Raw genomic sequence first — 20,155 nt, forward strand, 5'->3', positions numbered from 1 at the left:
CGGACGGTCAGAACCCAACGGTTGCCGACAGAATGAAAGTACGTGGCGTGGAAATGGTCAGTCCCGGCTCGCTGTCGTCCGACGCGCCGGCCGAGATCCAGTCCCGGGAGTCGAGCACGTTCTCGACGGTGCCGCGCAGGGTGATGTCCTTGTCGTCGACCTTGAAGGCGTAGCGCGCGCCGACGTCATAGCGCGTCCACGAATCGATTTCCTTGGTGTTGGCCTGGTCGAGGTACTGCGAGCTGCTGTAGATGCCGCGCCCGGTCAGGGTCAGCCCCTGTAGGCCAGGCACATCCCACTCGGCACCCAGGTTGGCGTTCCATTTCGGCGTGGCCGGTGCGCGGTTGCCGTCGGTGGCACCGCCAATGGTGTTGCGCAGTTCGCTGTCGATATACATCACCCCGCCAAGCAGGCGGAAGCCATTCGCGGGTTCACCGAAGACACTGAGCTCGACGCCATCGTTGACCCGCTTGCCGTTGGGGCCGAACAGCCGCGATGTGGAATTGGTCTCATAGGCCGGTTGCTTGATGCGGAACACCGCGGCAGTGACGGCAAAGCGTCCCATGTCGTACTTGGCACCCGCCTCGATCTGACGGCTGATGAAGGGTGGGAAGATTTCGTCGTTGTTGTCCGAGGTCGATGGCGCGATCTTGCCCTGGCTGAGCCCCTCCATATAGTTGGCGTACAGGGACAGCTGGTCGGTGGCCTTGAACAGCACGCCAACCGACGGCGATACCTTCTCCTCGTCGTAGCCGGTGGGTCGTTCGACACCGTCGCTCCAGTCGGTGATCTTGACCCGTTGCCAGCGGGCGCCGAGGGTCAGCAGAAGACGATCGTCCATGAAGCCCAGGGTATCGGACAGCGCCACACCGCTGAAGCGGCTCTCGGTGTAGATCTTCGCATCGAGACGCGTCGGGACGAGCGGCTTCGGCGTCTGCACCGGATCGTAGAGATTGCTGTCGCCGTTGGCGTAGCGAGCGCCACCGTTCTCGAAATCCAGCTCGAAGTAGTCGGCGGCCAGATTGACTTCATGGCTGACAGCACCGGTGTGGAACCACTTGCGTACCCCCATGTTCACCGTGCGCACTTCCTCGTCGCGGGTGAAGTCGCGGGGCTGCACGGTGAAGTCGCCCGCCGCATTGGTGATCGAGACATTGTGGCGGAGGAAATCGTGGTTGCTCTTGCGTGCGCCCACGGCACCATAGACCAGGGTCGAATCATCGATATCGAACTCGCCGCGCAGGGCGCCGAAGGTGTCGTCGGTCTTGGCCTTGCTCCAATGCTGGGCATAATTGTGGCGTACGTCACCGGCCTTCGGCACCGGCGCCGCATCGGCGATCAGCACACGCTCCTGGGGCGCGTCGGTATCGCGCTCGGTATGTCCCAGATCCATCGACAGACGCAGGCGCTCGTCGCGGTAATCCAGCCCCAGCACCGCCATTTCGCGGTTGACCTTCTGGTGATCCCATTCGGTGTCGCCGGACTGCTTCACGCCGTTGAAACGGATGCCGAAGCGGTTGTCCTCGCCGAAGCGGCGGCCCACGTCCACCGCGCCGCCGACCTGGCTATCCGAGGCGTAGCTGCCGGTGAACTCGGTGATCGGCTTGTCGGTGGCACGTTTGGGCACGATGTTGATACCGCCGCCTACGCTGCCGCGCGGCGAGATGCCGTTGACCAGTTGGGTCGGCCCACGGAGGATATCGACGCGATCGGCCATTTCCATGTCGATGGAATAGGTCGGCATGATGCCGTACAGGCCACCGTAGGACACATCGGTGTTGAACAGGCTGAAGCCGCGAATGGTGAACTGCTCGTAGCGGCCGCCCGCCGGGTTGGTGGAACGCACCGCCGGGTCGCTGGAGGTCAGGTCGGCCAGGGTGCGCGCCTGATTGTTCTTCACCGTCTCGCTGGTGTAGGTAGTCATGCTCAGCGGCGACTCCATGAAGTCCCGAGAGCCCAGCAGCCCTTGCGAACTGCGACGCGCCACCTGGCTACCGGCATAGCGCTCGCCTTCGAGACTCTCGGAAGGAACCGTGACGCCAGTGATCGCCGTTGGTGCGATTTCCATGGCGTCGGCCCCCTCATTGGCCAGTACCAGGGTATAGGCCTCGCTGCCTACCGCCTGCAGACGCAGCCCGCTGCCCTGCAACAGGCGCGCGAAGCCCTCATCAACGCTGTAACTGCCGGAAATCCCCGGAGTACTGCGGCCACTGACCAGTGCCGGATCGACGGAAAGACTCACCCCAGCCTGGCTGGCGAAGCGGCTCAATGCCGCGCCGAGGTCACTGCCCGGCACGTTGTAACTGCGCTCCTGAGCCTGGGCATGACTGATGAACGGCGCAACGGGCCCGAAGCCGAGCAACAGGCTCAGGCACACCGTGGGGTAGGAAATGGATGACACCAGACGTGGCCGATGACGTGTCATTGATAGCATGGCAAACGCTCTCTTTTTAATTCACTTACTTCCCATGACAGGTCAGTGAAAAAAAAGGGACAGGTTTCAGGAAAAAACTTCAGCGCCCTACATGTAGGAGCTGGCTTGCCGGCGATTGGTGGGGGCTCCACGGATGGTTCGCAATGGCTACGATCGTATCGCCCGCAAGGCTATGCGCCCCCGCAGCTCCTGCCGGTTAATGGAGGCAGGTTTAGGCCGCTCGCTCGCGGGGTACGAGGGTCACCCAGTAACGCGTGCGGGCACGCACCTCCAGCGGCAGGCTGGCAGCGAGAAGAGCAAGGATCTGATCGGTGTCGGCGAGGCGGAAACTGCCGGTCACCCGTAATGATTCCAGCGCTGCAGACCAACGCAGGATGCCCGCTCGATAGCGGTCGAGCTCACGCAGGAAATCGCCCAGCGGCTGGTCGTTGGCCATGAGCACGCCGTCACGCCAGCCTGGCACTCCGGTGTCGAAGGTCTGTCTGGACTCGATACGCCCTTCGCGCAGCCGCACGCGCTGGCCAGGCCTCAGCACGAACGTGTCGTACCCCGTTGGCCGTAGCGGCGCGCTACCGCTGAAAACCGAGAATTCGCAGGTATCGCCTTGCTGGCGCACGCAAATCTCACCCGCACCGAGCGTCGCCCTCCCCTGAGCCGTATCGATGATGAACGGTGAGGCTCCAGCCACGCGCAAGGCAATTTCGCCACGCACCAGCGTCAGGCGTTGCCGACCTGCGTCGATATTCACCGCCGAGGCGGTATTCATATCCAGCACACTGCCACTGGCGAGCGTCACGCTGCGCCGCTCGCCGGTGCCCGTGGAGAGATCCGCACGCCAGGCATCGATGGGCAATTCCCGCGTTACCAGCCAGGCCGCAGGTGCCACCGCCGCAATACCGAGCATGCCCTTGAGCATTCGCCTGCGGCCCTGATCAGGGCGATCGAGGCTGGCCATGGCCAGTTCGGGCGGCAGACCATCGAAACGGGTGCGCAGTGCCTGAATCCGCTGCCAGGCATGTTCGTGGCTGGCACTGTGCTCACGCCAACGCTGCAGGCCAGCGTGGTCGCGCTCCCCGGCTTCGCCGGATTCGATCAGCGCCAGCCAGCGTGCTGCGGAACGCGCGACACGGCGGGTGTCGTCACCGACCTCGCGGTTCAGCACAGCTCGACCAGCAGGCAGTGTTCGTAGGCTTGAACCATATAGCGTTTGACGCTGCGCTCGGAAACTTCCAGCCGTTCGGCGATTTCCCGATAGCCCAGCCCTTCGAGCTGGCTGAGTAGAAAGGCGCGACGCACCATTCGCGGCAGGCCATCGAGCAATTCGTCCAGGGCTTGCAGGGTTTCGAGCACCAGCCAACGCTGTTCGGGCGACGGTGCGCAGGCTTCGGGCAATTGCATCAGAGCATCGAGATACGCCTGCTCCAGGCTGCGGCGCTTGTGCAGATTGATCAGCAAGCGCTTGCCGATGGTTTTCAGGTAGGCGCGCGGCTCTTGCAGCTCGGCGATAGCCTGAGAACCGGCCAGTACACGAATGAAGGCATCCTGGCTGAGATCAGCCGCATCCCAGCCGTTGCCCATCCGCCGGCTCAGCCATTGCTCCAGCCAGCTGCGGTGGTCACGATAGAGATCGTGAAAAGCCTGTTCATTTGATAAAGCCGAACCGAACATGCCGGGCACCCGTCGCGAGAGTCAATAACGAGATCGATTCTAATTAACAACTGACTCGAACGGTAGTCTTGCTTGTGGATACTGAGCCAATGAAGGTAACGCCGCCCTTTATGGCGTGTTCAAGCAACGGTTTCGAGCCCTCGTAGCCGGTTCTGCTTATCGCAGGTACAAAAAACCGAGCTCATGGCCCGGTTTCTCATTCAGGTTCGCGTGTTAGCCGCTACCTTCACGGTAAAGGTTTTCGAAGCAGAAGTTGGTCGCTTCGATGTAACCCTCGGCACCACCGCAGTCGAACCGACGGCCCTTGAATTTGTACGCCAGTACGCAGCCCTCCTGGGCCTGTTTCATCAGCGCGTCGGTGATCTGGATTTCACCGCCCTTGCCTGGCTGGGTGTCCTTGATCAGGTCGAAGATATCCGGAGTGAGGATGTAGCGCCCGATGATCGCCAGGTTCGAGGGTGCATCTTCGGCCTTCGGTTTCTCGACCATGTGGCTGACGCGGAAGATATCGTCACGGATCATCTCGCCGGCAATCACCCCGTACTTGTGGATTTCTTCCATCGGCACTTCCTGGACGGCCACGATCGAGCAGCGGAACTGGTTGTACAGTTTGACCATCTGGGTCAACACGCCATCGCCGCCGAGGTTGATACACAGGTCATCGGCCAGCACCACGGCGAACGGCTCGTCACCGATCAGTGGGCGGCCGCTGAGAATGGCGTGTCCCAGCCCCTTCATTTCCACCTGGCGGGTGTAGGAAAAGGTGCAGTTGTCGATCAGACGACGGATACCGACCAGGTATTTTTCCTTTTCGGTGTCGCGGATCTGGTGTTCCAGCTCATAGCTGATGTCGAAATGGTCTTCCAGGGAACGTTTGCCGCGACCGGTCACCATGGCGATCTCGTTCAGGCCGGCGTCGAGTGCTTCTTCCACGCCGTACTGGATCAACGGCGTGTTGACCACAGGCAGCATTTCCTTGGGCATGGCCTTGGTCGCCGGCAGAAAGCGAGTGCCGTAACCGGCGGCTGGGAACAGGCATTTCTTGATCATGTTTTTTCCTTGAATGGTCGATGTTGCACGAGTCGCTGAACCGGTGGCGTCAGGAGGTCTGACGCAGCCGTTCATAGTAATAAGGCAGTTGCAGCAAGGCATGGCACGCCGCAGCAGCGCGCCTTTCGTTGTTGTCTCCGGGGAAAGTGATGGTCTCGCTGGTCACACCCTGATGTTCGGCAAGGCGGGTGACGCAGGCAAAACACATGGCACCATCAATCATCTGCAGGCCGCTCTTGTCGTCCGCGGTTGGCGCGCCAGTGATGGCCAGGATGATGTCCGCACTGCTGGCCAGCAGCACACCCAGCGCCATCTCCCGGGCGACCTCTTCGCTATTCATGCCGAAGGTCTCGATGGTCTCCAGTTTCACCCCGAGGCTGGCCTGCATGGCCCGTTTGGAGTAAACGACGAAGCCACTCTCGAGCACGCCATCACAGCCCGGTACGGCCGCAACGGTGGCGGCCAATAGCCCGGCCGTGGCCGACTCGGCAGTGCTCAGTACCAGGTTGTACTTTTCCAGGAAATGAACCGCCTGCTCGATGTTTTGCATGCTGGCGAAAGTCTCCAACCCAACCGTTACTGTGTGTCTATGGCAGTACTTGGGGGCTACAAGTTCCAGATATTTAGCAGAGACCATCCATCGACCCGGCTGAACTCTGCAGCCCGCTTGTTTTTCCCACGCTAGACAGCAGACGAACCCAAGGGGCAATGAAGTGAATACTCTGCGCAAGCTGCAAGACACCCATGAACTGCACGATGTGAGCGATGGTTCGATTCGCGATGCATTCATCCAGGCATTGAGCGAGAAAGCGCGCCCTCTGTTCGAAGAAGCAGCCAGCTACGCACGCAACCACGATCTTGACGTGGTGGTCGATCTGGCGCTGGAAAACGACAAGCCGCGCCTGATCCTGGCGGTCAGCCGGCCCGATGAAGGCCTGGTCAGCAGCTACAGTCTGGTCGCCAATATCGCGGCGCAGCGCATGCTGCATGAGGAGTACTACGCCGACAGCGGCGATATCCACCGCCAGGAATCGCTGCTGGCATCGGTCAACGAAAAGGTCATCGACACCCGTCTGGCCAACTTCTTCCGCAAAGGCTTCGCTCTGCCGCTCGATTACATCAACGAGCGTCATCCCATCGGCTTCTGGTGACCGTCCTTTTGCCTGATCCCGAGCAATGCCTCCCGGTGGCTACTGACCTACAGTAAGTGCCTGTCAGCAACTGCGGGGAGCCGCCATGCAAGCGGATGTCGTCATCGTCGGAGCCGGGCCGGCGGGCCTTTGCCTGGCGCGATCCTTGTCCGGCCACGGGCTTTCCATTCGACTGATCGAACGTCAGTCGCTCGATGATTTGGCAATGCCGCCCTTCGATGGCCGCGAGATCGCCCTCACCCACACATCGCAGCAAACGCTGCAATCGCTAGGGCTGTGGCAACACGTCTCGGCTGAAGACATCGCTCCGCTGCGCGACGCCCAAGTGCTCAATGGCCCTTCCCCTTACGCACTGCGTATCGCCGCGGCGGCAGCCGGCCAGGATCGGTTGGGATGCCTGGTGCCCAATCAGGCGATCCGTCGCGCCGCTTTCGCTGCAGTAAAGGAATGCCCTGACGTTCAATTGCTGGCCGAGTGCACGGTCAGCGAGCTGCGCTGCACGACACGGGGCGTGACGTTATGCCTGAGCAGTGGCCAGAGCCTGGGTGCGCGATTGATCGTCGCTGCCGACAGTCGTTTTTCGGAAACCCGACGGCGTCTGGGAATCGGCGCGCGCATGGAGGACTTCGGCAAGACCATGCTGGTCTGCCGCATGGCCCACGAGTACAGCCATGAACAGGTTGCCTGGGAGTGGTTCGGCTATGGGCAGACACTTGCCCTGCTGCCCCTGAACGGCAACTGCGCCTCGGCGGTGCTGACGTTATCGCCTGAGGAAATGAGCAAAGTGATGAGCCTCGATGCCGAGGCCTTCGCACGCGATATGGAGCGACGTTTCGACCGACGCCTGGGGCGTATGGAACTGCTTGGCGAGCGTCATGCCTACCCGCTGGTTGGCGTCTATGCCGAGCGTTTCGCCGGGTTACGCAGTGCCCTGGTAGGCGATGCCGCGGTGGGCATGCATCCGGTGACGGCGCATGGCTTCAACTTTGGCTTGCAGAGCCAGAAACGGCTGGCGGATGTGCTTCTCGACGCGTTGCATCAGGGCCGAGATATCGGCACCCCCGCCGTTCTTCAGCGTTACGCCCGCGCCCAGCAGCGAGCCAGCTGGCCCTTGTATCAGGCCACCAGCCTGCTGGTGCGGCTGTACACCGATGATCGAATGCCCTCTCGCCTGCTACGCAATGCCGGCCTGCGCCTGGCGCAGAACCTGTCGCCGCTCAAATCGGCGCTGGCTCGACACCTGACGCAGGTATCGAGCTGACTCAGCTGTCGGCAGCGCGTTGCATGTTGACGCGCTGACGCCACTCCATGTAGGTCTTGAGGAACAGGGTGAACAACGCCATGCAGGCCAACAGGCCCGCTGCGGTAAAAGCCGCTACGGGTTTGTAATCGTTGTTCAACTGATCCACCAGCAGCGGCAGGGTCAGAGTCTGGTTGAGGATGGTGCCGGACACCACCGACACCGCCCCGAATTCCCCCACTGCCCGCGCGTTGGTGACCACCACGCCATACAGCAACGCCCACTTGATATTGGGCAGCGTGATATGGCGGAAAATCTGCCAGCCATTGGCTCCCAGGCACAACGCCGAGGTTTCCTCGTCATTGCCCTGGGACTGCATCACCGGAATCAGGATGCGCGCCACATAGGGTGCGGTGACGAACACGGTGACCATGACGATGCCGGGCCAGGCGAACATCAGTTGCATGTCGTTATCGTAGAACCAGCGGCCCAGCGCGGTTTCCAGCCCATAGACGACCAGATAGCAGAGGCCCGCGACCACCGGTGACACGGCGTAGGGAATATCCACCAGAGTGGTCAGCAGCTTGCGGCCACGGAAGTCGTAATGGGTCACGCACCAGGCCAGCAGAATGCCGAAGCACAGGTTCAGCGGCACGGTGAGCGCAGCGACCAGCAGAGTCAGGCCGATGGCGTGCTGCATGTAGTCCTGGGACAGGTTGTCGACCAGTACGCTCCAGCCACCGCTGAGCGCCTTGGTGAAAATCAGCGCCAAGGGAACCAGCAGCATCAGCGCGACTGCACCGAGGCCGAGGATGATGAGTAACCATTGATGCCAGTGCTGAGGTTTTTTCATCTGCTTTGCCGCTGCCATTTGAACAAGCGCCCCTGCACCACCTGCAAGGCGAAGAGCAGGAACAGTGATGCCAGGAGAATCACCGAGGCGATCGCCGCCGCTGCCGGGTAATTGAATTCCTGCAAGCGCACGAAAATCATCAGGGACGAGACTTCGGTTTTGAACGGGATGTTGCCGGCGATCATGATCACCGCGCCGAACTCGCCCAGGCTGCGCACGAACGCCTGGGACGCCCCGGTGATCAGCGCCGGAGCCAGGCTCGGCAGCACCACGTAGGCGAAGCTCTGCCACTTGTTGGCGCCCAGGGTGCTGGCCGCCTCTTCGTATTCCGTGCCTAGGCTCTGCAGCACCGGCTGCACGGTGCGCACCACGAACGGCAGGCTGGTGAACACCATGGCGATCAGCAGGCCGGGATACGCATAGGCGATCTTGATGCCGACAGCGTCGAAATACTGGCCGAGCCAACCACCGGGCACCAGCAGGGTCGCCAGGGTCAGGCCGGCGACCGAGGTCGGCAGCGCGAACGGCAGATCCACCAGCGCATCGACCAGGCGTCGGCCGGGGAATTCGTAACGGGTGATGATCCAGGCGATCAGCAAGCCGATCAGCAGCACGATCACGGTGGAATAGAAGGCACCGCTGATGGTGACCTTGTAGCTCTGCACCACGCGCGGATCGCTGATCGCCTGCCAATACTGCGCCCAACTCATGTCGCTGACGTAGAGCAACAGGGCGGACAGCGGAAACAGGATGACCAGCGACAGGTAGAAAACGCTGAAACCGAAGCTCAGGCCGAAGCCCGGCAGCAACGGATTCTGCAGAAAGAAAACGGGGGTCTTGCTCACTCGAAAGTCCTTCAATGCACAAACCGCCGAAGGATCGGCGGTTTGTGAAATACATCTGATGCGGCTCAGCCCTCGGCGATGATCGAGATCTCGCGAGCTAGAACCATGCACGGGCTAGGCGCCCCCGTGGAAACAGGCAAAGCGGCCTGTTTCCAACGCTGCAGAGCCGACGCGCAGCAGATCGATACTAGACGATCAGCGACCTTCGGCCAAAAGCTGGTCAAGGATAGCATTGCCATCGAAGTGCTTGGCAGTGATCTCGTCCCAGGTACCGAGGACTTCGGTCGGGTTGATCAGGCGCAGATCCTGGAACTGGCCTGCGGTTTCGGCAGCCACTTCCTTGTCTTGCACGCGGTAGTGGTAGGTGGTCAGCAGCTTCTGGATATCCTTGCTGTATTGGAAGTCCAGGTAGGCTTTGGCGACATCGCGGGTACCCTTCTCGTCAACCACCTTGTCCACCACGGCGACCGGGAATTCGGCCAGCACGCTTACCGGCGGCACCACCACTTCGAACTCGCCGGACTTGAACTCTTCGCCATTGGCGATATTGACCACTTCCGATTCGAAGCTCAGCAGTACATCGCCCTGGCCATTCTGGGCGAAGGCCACGGTGGCACCACGGCCGCCGGTGGGGAAGTTCTCGACGTTGTGCAGGATCTTGCCGACGAATTCCTTGATCTTGGCTTCATCGCCCTTGAACGTTTCGTTGGCGTACAGCCAGGCACCCAGGTAGCTGTAGCGGGCGTTGCCGGAGGTTTTCGGGTTGGGGAACACCAGCTTCACGTCCGCACGGGCCAGGTCGTCCCAGTTCTTGATGTTCTTCGGGTTGCCCTTGCGTACCAGGAAGGCGGTGGTGCTGTAGTACGGCGAGCTGCCGTTGGGGAACTGCTCGGCCCAATCCTTACGCACCAGGCCACGCTTGGCCAGGATATCCACGTCGGTAACCTGGTTGAAGGTCACGGTGTCGACCTTCTTGCCCTGGATGATGTCCTGAGCCTGGCGCGAGGTGCCGGCGAACGACTGATCGATCTTCAGATCCTTGCCGGTTTCGGCTTTCCAGTGGGCCTGGAACTTGGGGTTGATCTCGGCGAACAGCTCACGGGCCACGTCATAAGAGGCATTGAGAATCGGCTTGTCTGCAGCCAGCACAGCAGCGCTACCGAGCAGCGAGGTGGTGACGGCAGTCGCCAACAGGAGTTTTTTCAGCATGATCCAGGGTTTCCTTACGGGGTGGGTGCGGATGACGGCATCAGTCTGCTTGATGGCCTTATGCCTTAAAAGAATCTATTTATCATAACCATATTCCTCTATGAACTAGAAATACCCTCACCCTCCTCTTTCCTGTAACCAGCTCTTGGCAAATCACCTGAATTCCTAAAAACAATTGAAGGAAAAAAGCCCGCCTGGTTTCCCGGGCGGGCTTTCTTCATTGCAGCGGTTGTCAGTGGCGGATCACTCCTCCCACTTGCCGCCTTCGACGATGATCGCTTCTGGATCGGTGCCCTCGGCCAGCTCCGGACGAACGTACTGATCGTACAGGCTGAGCAGGAATTTCTCCTCGCCCAGTTTGGCCAGCTCATCGTTCACCCAGTCGCGCAGTTCGATGTTGCCCTTCTTCACTGCCGGGGCGATCGGTGCTTCATCGCCCAGGGTTTCGGCGAGGACGCGATAGCCCGGATTCTGCTTGGCCCAGCTGAACAGCACCAGGTTGTCCTGGGCATAGGCATCGCCACGACCGTTGGCCAGGGCCTGCAGCGACTCGGAGTTCTTCTCGAACTTGAGCAGCTTCCACTCCGGATGGTTCCTGGTCAGCCAGATATCGGCCGTGGTGCCGGTGGTGACGATGGTGGTCTTGTCGGCCAGGTCATCGAGCTTCTGTACGTCACTGCCGTCGGCCACCAGGGCCTGAACGGCGACGCGCAGGTTCGGGTTGGTGAAATCCACCGCCTCGGCGCGCTCCGGGGTGACGGTCATGTTGGCGAGGATCAGGTCGACCTTGTCGCTCTGCAGGAACGGGATACGACTGGCCGGCTCGACGACCACGAATTCGACTTTCTTCTCGTCGCCGAGCAGATCCTTGGCGAAGCGTTTGGCGATATCGGTATCGAAGCCGACGTACTCGCCCTGCTCGTTGACGAAGCCGAATGGCGGCTTGTCGCTGAAGACACCGACGATCAGCTTGTCGCGGGCCTTGATCTTCTCCAGGTAGCTGTCGCTGGGCGCAGCTTCGGCGGCCGGCGGCGTCGGCGCGGCGGGCTCGGCCGCGGCCTGCTTGGGTTCATCGGATGGGCCGCAACCAATCAGCAGGCTGGCAGCGAGCAAGGGGAATGTCAGGGCAGATTTAAAGGTCATTGCGCTTTCCTTTTGGGCATGTTTTCCACGTAGGAGAACTTCTCCAGAAACTGCTGCGCGCGTGCGGTTTGCGGGTTGCTGAAAAAAGTTTCAGGGTCGTTCTGTTCGGCGATCACGCCGCCGTCCATGAACAGGATTCGGTCGGCCACCGCTCGGGCGAAGGCCATTTCGTGAGTGACGATAAGCATGGTCATGCCGCCTTCGGCGAGGCCGAGGATCACTTCCAGCACCTCCTTGACCATTTCCGGGTCGAGGGCGGCGGTCACCTCGTCGAACAACATCACCTGCGGGTTCATGCACAGCGCCCGGACGATGGCGATGCGCTGCTGCTGGCCGCCAGACAACTCACGCGGGTAGGCATTGCGTTTGTCCAGCAGGCCGACCCGCTCCAGCAGCGCCTCGGCCTGGGCCAAGGCCTCGCCGAAGGCGCGTCTCTGCACCTTGAGCGGACCGAGCAGGATGTTTTCCAGCACCGTCTTGTTGGGGAACAGGTGGTAGCTCTGGAACACCATGCCGACTTCCTGGCGCACGGCGCGCCAGTCGGTCTTGCCGCCCAGTTCGCGCCCGGCGAAACGCAGGCTGCCGCCCTGCCCCTGCTCCAGGCCATTGAGGCAGCGCAGCAGAGTGCTCTTGCCACAACCGCTGGGGCCGAGGATCACCACCACCTCGCCGCGCTCGACACGCAGGTCGACCTTGCGCAGCACCGGCGTGGCGCCGAAGCTTTTGCTGAATGAATCCAGTTCGATCAACGCGGTCATGCATGACTCCAGCGACGTTCCAGCACGCGCGAGGCGGCCGACAGCGGATAACAGAGGACAAAGAAAAACAGGAACAGGAAGCCGTAGATCAGCACCGACTCGTAGGTGCGCTCGATGATCTGCTGACCGACCTTGATCACATCCACCACGCCGATCAGCACCGCCAGCGAGCTGGTCTTGATCAGCCGCGTATAGACGTTGATGGTCGGCGGCGTCATGCGCTTGAGCGCCTGGGGCAGCAGTACCTCGCCGTACAGCTGCCAGGTGTTCAGGCCGATGGCCAGACCGGCCTCGCGCTGGCCACGGGGCAGCGAACGCAGGCCGCCGCGCACTACCTCGCCAACCTCGCTGGCGCCCCATAACGACAACACCAGCACCGCGCACCAGAAGCTCGGCACGCTGACGCCCGCGAAGATCGGCAACCCGAAGAAGAACAGATACAGCCAGACCAGCACCGGGATCGCCCGGAACAGTTCCAGGTAGACCCGCAGCAGCCCATCGAGCCAGGCCGAACCGAGACTGCGCAACACCCCGTAGAGCACGCCACCCAAAGTGCTGAAGGCGATGGCCGAGGCAGAAATGCTCAGGGTTTCCCAGGCGCCGCGGGCCAACTGCGGCGCCGACACCCAGAGCAGCTCAAGACCCGAACTGGCCATGTTGCAGCCTCCTTTCCAGTACACCCAACAGCAGCGACAGCGGCAGGAACAGCAGCACGCACAGGGTGGTCATCACTGCGAGCATCTCGTAGGTCTTGTAGTACAGGGCGATGTAGCTCTTGGTGGTGTAGAGAATCTCCGGCACCGCCACCGCCGAGACCACGGTGGTTTCCTTGAGCAGGAAGATGAAGTTGGCGAACAGCGCTGGCAGGCTGAGCAAACCGGCCTGGGGCAGGATCACGTGGCGCAGCAGTTGCCAGCGCGACAGGCCGATGGACAGCCCAGATTCGATCTGCGCCTTGGGTACCGCCTCCACACCGGCGCGCAGCACTTCGGTCAGGTAGGCGCCACCGAGAAAGGTCATGGCGATGATCGCCGCAGCGAACCCGGACAGACGGATGCCGATCACCGGCAAGGCGAAATAGATGAAGAACAGCTGGATCAGCAAGGGGGTGTTACGCGCCACTTCGACATACAGGCCGACCAGGCGCCGCAAGAACGGCACACGCCAGACCAGAATCGCCGAGTTGAGCAACGCCACCAGCAAGGAACAGGCAATGGCGATGGCGCCGACTTGCAGGGTGACGCCAACCGCCTTGAGAAAGGCTGGCAGCGTCGACAATACGAATGGCCAATCGAAGCTCATGGCTGCGACCCGCCGTCACACAAAAGGGCTTGCAACTGCAGCCCGGCTACCACGAACGAACGCATCGTCAACACCAAAATCGACTACCGCGTTGTGCGCAGCAGTACATGGCCAGGAGCACGCGGGCAGGGATGACGCCCACGTGCCGGTTTTCAATCTGGTTATCAGCTACCCGGATTGGCGTGGGCTTCCTCGAAGAAGTAATCCTTCCAGGAACCAGCCTTGTTCTTCAACACGCCCAGCTCATGCAATTTCTCGGCGTAGATGAAGGTGCGCTCCGGCGACACGGTGAAGTCGATTTCCGGATCGATGACGATCTTCTGCACGAACGCCAGTGGCAGCTTGGAGTTCTCGACCTTGATGTAGGTCTCTGCCGCAGCGGCCTTGTCGGCCTTGATGATCTGCGAGGCCTCGACCAGTGCGTCGTAGAAGGCCTTGTAGGTCTTCGGATTCTGGTCGTGGAATTTCTCGGTGGCATACAGCACGTTGAATGTGGCCTGGCCGCCGAGGATGTCGTAGGAACTGATCAGTTTGTGCACGTCGGGGTTTTCCAGCGCCTGGTACTGGAACGGCGGGCTGGAGAAATGCGCGGTGATTTCCGAGCCGCCCTTGATCAGCGCAGCGGTGGCGTCCGGGTGCGGCAGGCTCACGGAGATCTTGTCGAAACGCTGGAAGTCGGCATTGCCGTACAGCTTGGCGGTTTCGATCTGCAGGGTGCGCGACTGGAAGCCCACGCCGGCGGCTGGCACGGCGATGCGATCCTTCTCGCCGAGATCCTGCAGGGTCTTGACCTCGGCCTTGTTGCTCAGCAGGTAGTTGGGCATGGAACCCAGGGACGCGACAGCCTTGACGTTCTGCTTGCCGTGGGTGCGATCCCACACGGTGAGCATCGGCGGTACACCGGCCGAGACCACGTCGATGGCGCCAGCCAACAGGGCTTCGTTCATCGCCGTGGCGCCGGAGATGGTGCGCCACTCGACGTCGATGCTGTCCAGGCCCTGGGCCTTGGCGTGCTTCTCGATCAGTTGCTGATCCTTGACCACATGCAGCACCAGATAGCCGATACCGAACTGCTGGGCAATGCTGATCTTGCCTTCCGCGTGGGCGACCAGCGGGGTTGCCAGGGCGCCAAGCAGGCCCAGAGCAGTGGCCAGACGGCCGAGTTTGAATGTGTTGGTCATCATCTCTTCTCTATTATGTATATAGGGTGGATCGGGGCGCGTAGCTGACGCTTTTTTTCATCCACCACTGCACTCGAAATCGGTGAATCGGTCGGGCCGCACAGGTGGATCGGTGAAGCGTGATCCACCCTACGAAGGGCTCTACCTCTGCATACCCCAGCGCTTGACGGTGACGCGCTCGACGGTGGCGAACACCAGGTTCTCCACCAGCAGGCCAATCAGAATCACCGCCACCAGGCCGGCGAATACCTTGTCGGTGTACAGCTCGTTGCGGTTCTGGAAGATGTACCAGCCCAGGCCGCCCTTGCCGCTGGACGCACCGAACACCAGTTCGGCGGCGATCAGCGTGCGCCAGGCGAAGGCCCAGCCGATCTTCAGGCCGGCGAGGATCGATGGCAGCGCCGCGGGAATCAGGATGAACAGCACGAAGCGCATGCCCTTGAGGCCATAGTTGCGCCCGGCCATGCGCTGGGTTTCCGACACACCGAGAAAGCCGGCGTAGGTATTCAGCGCCAACGCCCAGAGCACCGAGTGCACCAGCACGAAGATCAGGCTGTTCTCGCCCAGGCCGAACCACAGCAGCGACAGCGGCAGCAGTGCGATGGCGGGCAGCGGGTTGAACATCGAGGTCAGGGTCGACAGCAGGTCGCGGCCCAGCTGCGTCGACACCGCCAGGGTGGTGAGCAGGAAGGCCATGCCGATACCGATCAGGTAGCCCTTGACCAGTACCGACAGCGAAATCGCCACCTTCTCCAGCAGCTCACCACTGCCGACGCCTTCGACGAAAGCCTTGGCGGTCTGCAGGAAGCTCGGTAGCAACAGATCGTTGCCCTGGTAGCGCGCCGCGGCTTCCCAGATCAGCGCGAGTGCCAACAGAATCACCGACTTGCGCAGCCAGCCCTGCTGCCAAAGACGCTGCCCCAGGGACAGCTCGCGCTCCACCTTGAGGCCGGGCAACGGTTGCAGGGGGATTTCGTATTCCTCACGCCGTGCGGGGGAAAGATTCATGGTTTCATTCTCCTCAGTAGGCGATGCGGATGTCGTGGAAGCCCAGCTCGACGGCATGGCCGCTGTCGACCTCCTCGTCGAACAGCAGGCGATGGATGCGCTGTGCGGTCTGCTGGAACCCCACACCGCCGAGGCTGTGCAGGTCGTACTGGTGGCTGTTGATCTCCGCCCTCACCCGCCCCGGATGGGGCGACAGCAGCAGGATGCGGTTACCGACGATCAGCGCCTCCTCGATGGAATGGGTGACGAACAGCAGGGTGAAGCGCACCTCCTCCCACAGCTCCAGCAACTCTTCCTGCATCTTGCGACGGGTCAACGCGTCGAGGGCGGCGAAGGGCTCGTCCATCAGCAGGATCTTCGGCTGCATGGCCAGCGCGCGGGCAATCGCCACACGAGCTTTCATGCCACCGGACAGGGTGTGCGGGTAGGCATCGGCGAAAGCGGCCAGGCCGACCTTCTCCAGGTAATGCAGGGCGCGCTCCTCGGCTTCGCGACGCTTGAGCGTGCGCGAAGCCAGCAGCGGGAACATCACGTTCTGTTTCACCGTCTTCCAGGGCGGCAACTGGTCGAACTCCTGGAACACGACGATGCGATCCGGGCCTGGATCGCGCACCTGGATGCCATCCAGGCGAATGTTGCCGCCGACCGGTTCGATAAAACCGGCCACCGCCTTGAGCAGGGTGGACTTACCGCAACCGGACGGGCCGAGCAGCACGAAACGATCGGCACGATCCACCTCGAAGCTGACTTCGTGGGTGGCACGTACGACGCGCTGCGGGGTGCGGTACTCGAGGCTGACCTTCTCCACCTGCAACAGGGTGTCGAAGGCGCCTCGATCCAATGTGCTGGCCGTGTGGCCTTGCAGAGGGGCATTCATGGTTTTCAGCTTCCCTGACCGATGGCGGGGTCTTCGAAGAAGTAGTCCTGCCAGTTGGACGGTTTGTTTTTGATGGCGCCGACACGGTGCAGGAAGTCGGCCAGCGGATAGGTGTTGGTGGGCGTGACGGAGAACTGGAACTGGTCGTTGTCGATGATTTTCAGCAGGTCTTCACGGCTGATCTTGGCGCCGGTGACGCGGATGTAGGTGTCCGCCGCCGCGCCCTTGTCCTTCTGGGCGAACTCGGCCGCTTCGGCCAGCGCGCCGACGAAGGCCTTGTAGGTCTTGGGGTTGTCGTTACGGAATTTCTCGGTGGAATACAGTACCGTCGGCGAGTTCGGGCCGAGCAGCTCGTAGGTGTCGAGCACCACATGCACATCCGGGTTCTCCAGCGCCTGGTTCTGGAACGGCGGGTTGGAGAAGTGCCCGGTCAACTCGGTGCCGCCCGCTTTCAGCGACGCGGTAGCATCCGGGTGCGGCAGCGCCAGGGTGTACTTGTCCAGCCGGTTGAACTGGTCATCGCCCCACTGCTTGGCCGCGGCGTACTGCAGGAAACGCGACTGCACCGACACGCCCACGGCAGGAACGGCGATGCGATCCTTCTCGGTGAAGTCGGCGATGGTCTTGACCTTGGGGTTGTTGCTCAGCAGGTAGTACGGGAAGTTGCCCAGCGAGGCCACGCCCTTGACGTTCTGGCGACCATGGGTGCGATCCCATACGGTCAGCAGCGGGCCAATGCCGGCACCGGCGATATCGATGGCGCCGGACAGCAGCGCATCATTGATCGCCGCACCACCGGACAACTGCTGCCAGTCGACCTTGATGTCCAGGCCTTCGGCCTTGCCGTGCTTCTCGATCAGTTGCTGATCGCGCACCACGTTGAGTAGCAGGTAAACGATACCGAACTGCTCGGCGATACGGATCTGCCCCTCGGCGTGAGCCGCTTGCGGCGCGACCAGGCTGCCTGCCAGCAGGCTCAGACTCAGGGCGATGCCGCCGGCCAGGCGGCCAAAACGGGGAACGAAGGGAAAGCGCTTACCTGCCGACATGTCGAGGCTCCATGAAAATGGGTCAAAAATTTAAAGGGTGTCGAATCGATTAGCAGGTCGTTGAAAAACGTAGGCGAGGCAGGCAGCGCAAGGCAAAAACAGGCGAGAAAGCGGAGTGTACGAGTAGTACATGAGCATTTTGAGCCTGTTTTTAACGCAGCGATGGCAACGCAGGTAGTTTTCAGCGGCCTGTCAGAACGGCACGTCACCCTGGATTGTTGTACGGTGCATGCGCCGGCGCAGATGGCTCGGGCAGCCGGTCGCCAGATGGATCAGCGCGCGGTTGTCCCAGAACACCATGTCGTTCGGCTGCCACTGGTGGCGGTAGATGAATTCGGGCTTCGCACTGTGGGCGTAGAGCTCGGTGAGGATCTGCCGGCTCTCGTCCTCGGGGACGTCGAGAATGTGGGTGGTGAAGTTCTCGTTGACGAACAGCCCTTTGCGCCCGGTTTCCGGGTGGGTGCGTACCACCGGATGCACCACCGCCTTGACCTCGGCCAGTTGCGCCTCGGTCAGCGTCGGACGGCGGATGCCCTTGAACACTTCATCGGCATAACGGGCGGTGTAGGAATGCGCGGCGCGCTTGCCATCGATGGCCTGGCGCAGCTCGGCCGGCAGTGTCTCGTAGGCCAGTTGCTGGCTGGCGAACAGCGTATCGCCGCCCTCTTCCGGCAGCTCCTGGGCGAGCAGCATGGAGCCCAGGCTAGGGAATTCCTTATAGGACAGATCCGAGTGCCAGTATTTGCCGGCATCACCCAGACCGACCGGCTGACCGTTCTCGACGATGTTGGAAATGATGAAGACTTCCGGGTGATTGGCCAGCAGGAACTGCTTGAGCACGTGGATCTGCAGCACGCCGAAACGACGGCTGAAATCGATCTGCTGCTGCGGGGTAATACGCTGGTCGCGAAACACCACCACGTTGTAGTCGAGGTGAGCGCGGTGAACGCGGGCGAAATCGGCGTCATTCAGCGGACGGCTGAGGTCGAGGCCGACGATCTCGGCACCGACAGCAGCGGAAAAGGGGCGTACTTCAAAATTCTGCGTTGGCTGATGGATAGCAGAACTCAAGGACACGGCAGACATTCGCGCAACTCCACACGTAAGGGCGCCAGCAAGGCGCATCTCAGAAGCAGGTGTTCGGCACCTGTATTCAGTCGTGCGGCGCGCCGGTTAGCCAGCGGGTACGCATATGCGAACTATATAGGCATAAGAATCAGCTTTTAAATATCGTTTTAGAATTAACTTATGGCTGGATCATCGGTGCGCCATCATCACCCTAAGCATGGCTCCAACGCCCGTGCAGCCACCTCGCAGCGGCATCGAGCAGAAAGCCCAGCAGAAGATGCCGATGGCCAGGTCTCACGACTGCTCAAGCAGGGAGTGGCCGTTGCCGAGGTCGCCGGCATATTGCCCGGGGCATTTCGCAAGCAGTTCAACGGCACTACAGCACCATAAAAAATATGACGGCCATAAAAAACGCCGACAGAGGCTTTGCCTCTGTCGGCGTGGTCAGCAGCGTCGGCAGCGTCGGCAGCGTCGGCAGCGTCGGCAGCGAGCGTGAGCTCGCCACGCCTTAGAACGCGGGTACTACAGCGCCCGAGTACTTCTTCTCGATGAATGCCTTCACCTCCGGGCTAGTCAGTGCGTCAGCGAGTTTCTTGATGGCTTCGCTGTTCTGGTTGTCCGGACGCGAGACCAGATAGTTCACGTACGGTGAATCCTTGTCTTCGAGCACCAGAGCGTCTTCAGTCGGGTTGAGCTTGGCTTCCAGCGCGTAGTTGGTGTTGATCAGTGCCAGGTCGACCTGATCCAGCACGCGCGGCAGCATCGCCGCTTCCAGTTGCTTGAACTGGAAGTTGTGCGGGTTGGTCGCCAGATCCTTCGGCGTGGCCTGTATATAGGTCGGATCCTTGAGGGTCAGCAGGCCGGCGTGTTGCAGCAGTTGCAGAGCGCGGCCGCTGTTGCTAGCTTCGTTGGGGATGGCGATGGTGGCGCCGTCCGGCAGATCCTTCAGGCTCTTGTACTTGCTGGAGTAGCCGCCGAAGGGTTCGACGTGCACGCCCTTGACGATCACCAGGTGGGTGCCGCGGCTTTCATTGAAACCGTCCAGATAAGGCTTGGTCTGGAAGTAGTTGGCATCCAGTTGCTTCTGCTCGACCTGCAGGTTGGGCTGCACGTAGTCGGTGAATACCTTGATCTGCAGGTCGATGCCCTGCTCTGCCAGCTTCGGCTTGATCAGTTCGAGAATCTCGGCATGGGGAACCGGGGTTGCCGCTACGCTGAGTTTTTCGGCGGCGAATGCGGTGGTGGACAGAACGGAGGCCAGTGCGGCCAGCAGAAGTGTTTTTTTCATGATTGTTCTCGTATGGTTACCGTTGGATCGA

The 20,155-nt window shown here is 61.4% G+C and carries 20 protein-coding genes; 2 read left to right on the forward strand and 18 right to left on the reverse strand.

Annotated elements, in window-relative coordinates:
• Positions 1-7 precede the first annotated feature (7 nt).
• The 5 genes from DNK10_RS15350 to DNK10_RS15370 all read right to left on the reverse strand — a co-directional run bounded on the left by DNK10_RS15350 (position 8) and on the right by DNK10_RS15370 (position 5,702).
• Positions 8-2,434 (reverse strand): TonB-dependent receptor, encoded by a 2,427-nt coding sequence (locus tag DNK10_RS15350; protein WP_131192166.1) that lies wholly within the window; start codon positions 2,432-2,434, stop codon positions 8-10.
• A 211-nt stretch (positions 2,435-2,645) separates the two neighbouring features.
• Positions 2,646-3,593, reverse strand: coding sequence for a FecR domain-containing protein (locus DNK10_RS15355; protein WP_425273862.1), 948 nt, complete (start codon positions 3,591-3,593; stop codon positions 2,646-2,648).
• Positions 3,590-4,102: a sigma-70 family RNA polymerase sigma factor gene (locus DNK10_RS15360; RefSeq protein ID WP_131180601.1), complete on the reverse strand. Its 513-nt coding sequence runs from the start codon at positions 4,100-4,102 to the stop codon at positions 3,590-3,592. The genes DNK10_RS15355 and DNK10_RS15360 overlap by 4 nt, the downstream gene beginning before the upstream one ends.
• A gap of 213 nt (positions 4,103-4,315) precedes the next feature.
• Complete coding sequence (galU, locus tag DNK10_RS15365) at positions 4,316-5,152, reverse strand: UTP--glucose-1-phosphate uridylyltransferase GalU (RefSeq protein ID WP_131180602.1); 837 nt, start codon at positions 5,150-5,152, stop codon at positions 4,316-4,318.
• Positions 5,153-5,201: 49 nt separating this feature from the next.
• A complete protein-coding gene (locus DNK10_RS15370; protein ID WP_131180603.1) occupies positions 5,202-5,702 on the reverse strand; it encodes a CinA family protein in 501 nt (166 codons plus the stop codon).
• Between the two features lie 163 nt (positions 5,703-5,865).
• On the opposite strand from DNK10_RS15370, the gene DNK10_RS15375 reads away from it, so the two are divergent.
• Positions 5,866-6,303 carry a hypothetical protein gene (locus DNK10_RS15375; RefSeq protein ID WP_131180604.1) on the forward strand — a complete coding sequence of 146 codons (438 nt, stop codon included), beginning with the start codon at positions 5,866-5,868 and terminating at the stop codon, positions 6,301-6,303.
• 85 nt (positions 6,304-6,388) lie between these two features.
• Positions 6,389-7,564: a 5-demethoxyubiquinol-8 5-hydroxylase UbiM gene (ubiM, locus tag DNK10_RS15380; protein WP_131192168.1), complete on the forward strand. Its 1,176-nt coding sequence runs from the start codon at positions 6,389-6,391 to the stop codon at positions 7,562-7,564.
• A gap of 1 nt (position 7,565) precedes the next feature.
• On the opposite strand, the gene cysW is transcribed toward ubiM, so the two are convergent.
• From cysW to DNK10_RS15445, 13 genes are all read right to left on the reverse strand, one after another.
• Entirely contained in the window at positions 7,566-8,396 is an 831-nt protein-coding gene (cysW, locus tag DNK10_RS15385; protein ID WP_131180606.1) for a sulfate ABC transporter permease subunit CysW, read from the reverse strand.
• Positions 8,393-9,241 carry a sulfate ABC transporter permease subunit CysT gene (gene cysT, locus DNK10_RS15390; protein ID WP_131180607.1) on the reverse strand — a complete coding sequence of 283 codons (849 nt, stop codon included), beginning with the start codon at positions 9,239-9,241 and terminating at the stop codon, positions 8,393-8,395. Before cysT ends, cysW begins: the two co-directional genes overlap by 4 nt.
• Positions 9,242-9,436: 195 nt before the next feature.
• On the reverse strand, positions 9,437-10,450 hold the full coding sequence (gene cysP / locus DNK10_RS15395) for a thiosulfate ABC transporter substrate-binding protein CysP (RefSeq protein ID WP_131192169.1): 1,014 nt from the start codon (positions 10,448-10,450) through the stop codon (positions 9,437-9,439).
• 243 nt (positions 10,451-10,693) lie between these two features.
• Positions 10,694-11,593: a transporter substrate-binding domain-containing protein gene (locus DNK10_RS15400; RefSeq protein WP_131192170.1), complete on the reverse strand. Its 900-nt coding sequence runs from the start codon at positions 11,591-11,593 to the stop codon at positions 10,694-10,696.
• Positions 11,590-12,351 carry an amino acid ABC transporter ATP-binding protein gene (locus DNK10_RS15405; protein ID WP_131192171.1) on the reverse strand — a complete coding sequence of 254 codons (762 nt, stop codon included), beginning with the start codon at positions 12,349-12,351 and terminating at the stop codon, positions 11,590-11,592. Before DNK10_RS15405 ends, DNK10_RS15400 begins: the two co-directional genes overlap by 4 nt.
• Positions 12,348-13,007: an amino acid ABC transporter permease gene (locus DNK10_RS15410; RefSeq protein WP_131180611.1), complete on the reverse strand. Its 660-nt coding sequence runs from the start codon at positions 13,005-13,007 to the stop codon at positions 12,348-12,350. Before DNK10_RS15410 ends, DNK10_RS15405 begins: the two co-directional genes overlap by 4 nt.
• On the reverse strand, positions 12,988-13,653 hold the full coding sequence (locus DNK10_RS15415; RefSeq protein WP_131192172.1) for an amino acid ABC transporter permease: 666 nt from the start codon (positions 13,651-13,653) through the stop codon (positions 12,988-12,990). Before DNK10_RS15415 ends, DNK10_RS15410 begins: the two co-directional genes overlap by 20 nt.
• A 164-nt stretch (positions 13,654-13,817) precedes the next feature.
• Complete coding sequence (locus DNK10_RS15420; RefSeq protein ID WP_131192173.1) at positions 13,818-14,834, reverse strand: ABC transporter substrate-binding protein; 1,017 nt, start codon at positions 14,832-14,834, stop codon at positions 13,818-13,820.
• 141 nt (positions 14,835-14,975) lie between these two features.
• Complete coding sequence (locus tag DNK10_RS15425) at positions 14,976-15,842, reverse strand: ABC transporter permease (RefSeq protein ID WP_131192174.1); 867 nt, start codon at positions 15,840-15,842, stop codon at positions 14,976-14,978.
• A gap of 13 nt (positions 15,843-15,855) precedes the next feature.
• Complete coding sequence (locus DNK10_RS15430; protein ID WP_131192175.1) at positions 15,856-16,719, reverse strand: ABC transporter ATP-binding protein; 864 nt, start codon at positions 16,717-16,719, stop codon at positions 15,856-15,858.
• A gap of 5 nt (positions 16,720-16,724) precedes the next feature.
• Positions 16,725-17,768, reverse strand: a complete 1,044-nt coding sequence (locus DNK10_RS15435) for an ABC transporter substrate-binding protein (protein ID WP_131192176.1) — start codon at positions 17,766-17,768, stop codon at positions 16,725-16,727.
• A 192-nt stretch (positions 17,769-17,960) separates the two neighbouring features.
• Positions 17,961-18,854 carry a TauD/TfdA dioxygenase family protein gene (locus DNK10_RS15440; RefSeq protein WP_131192177.1) on the reverse strand — a complete coding sequence of 298 codons (894 nt, stop codon included), beginning with the start codon at positions 18,852-18,854 and terminating at the stop codon, positions 17,961-17,963.
• 490 nt (positions 18,855-19,344) lie between these two features.
• Positions 19,345-20,124: a MetQ/NlpA family ABC transporter substrate-binding protein gene (locus tag DNK10_RS15445; RefSeq protein ID WP_131180618.1), complete on the reverse strand. Its 780-nt coding sequence runs from the start codon at positions 20,122-20,124 to the stop codon at positions 19,345-19,347.
• Positions 20,125-20,155: the final 31 nt, after the last annotated feature.

It is taken from the genome of Phytopseudomonas daroniae, assembly GCF_004327275.1.
Classification (GTDB): Bacteria; Pseudomonadota; Gammaproteobacteria; order Pseudomonadales; family Pseudomonadaceae; genus Aquipseudomonas; species Aquipseudomonas daroniae.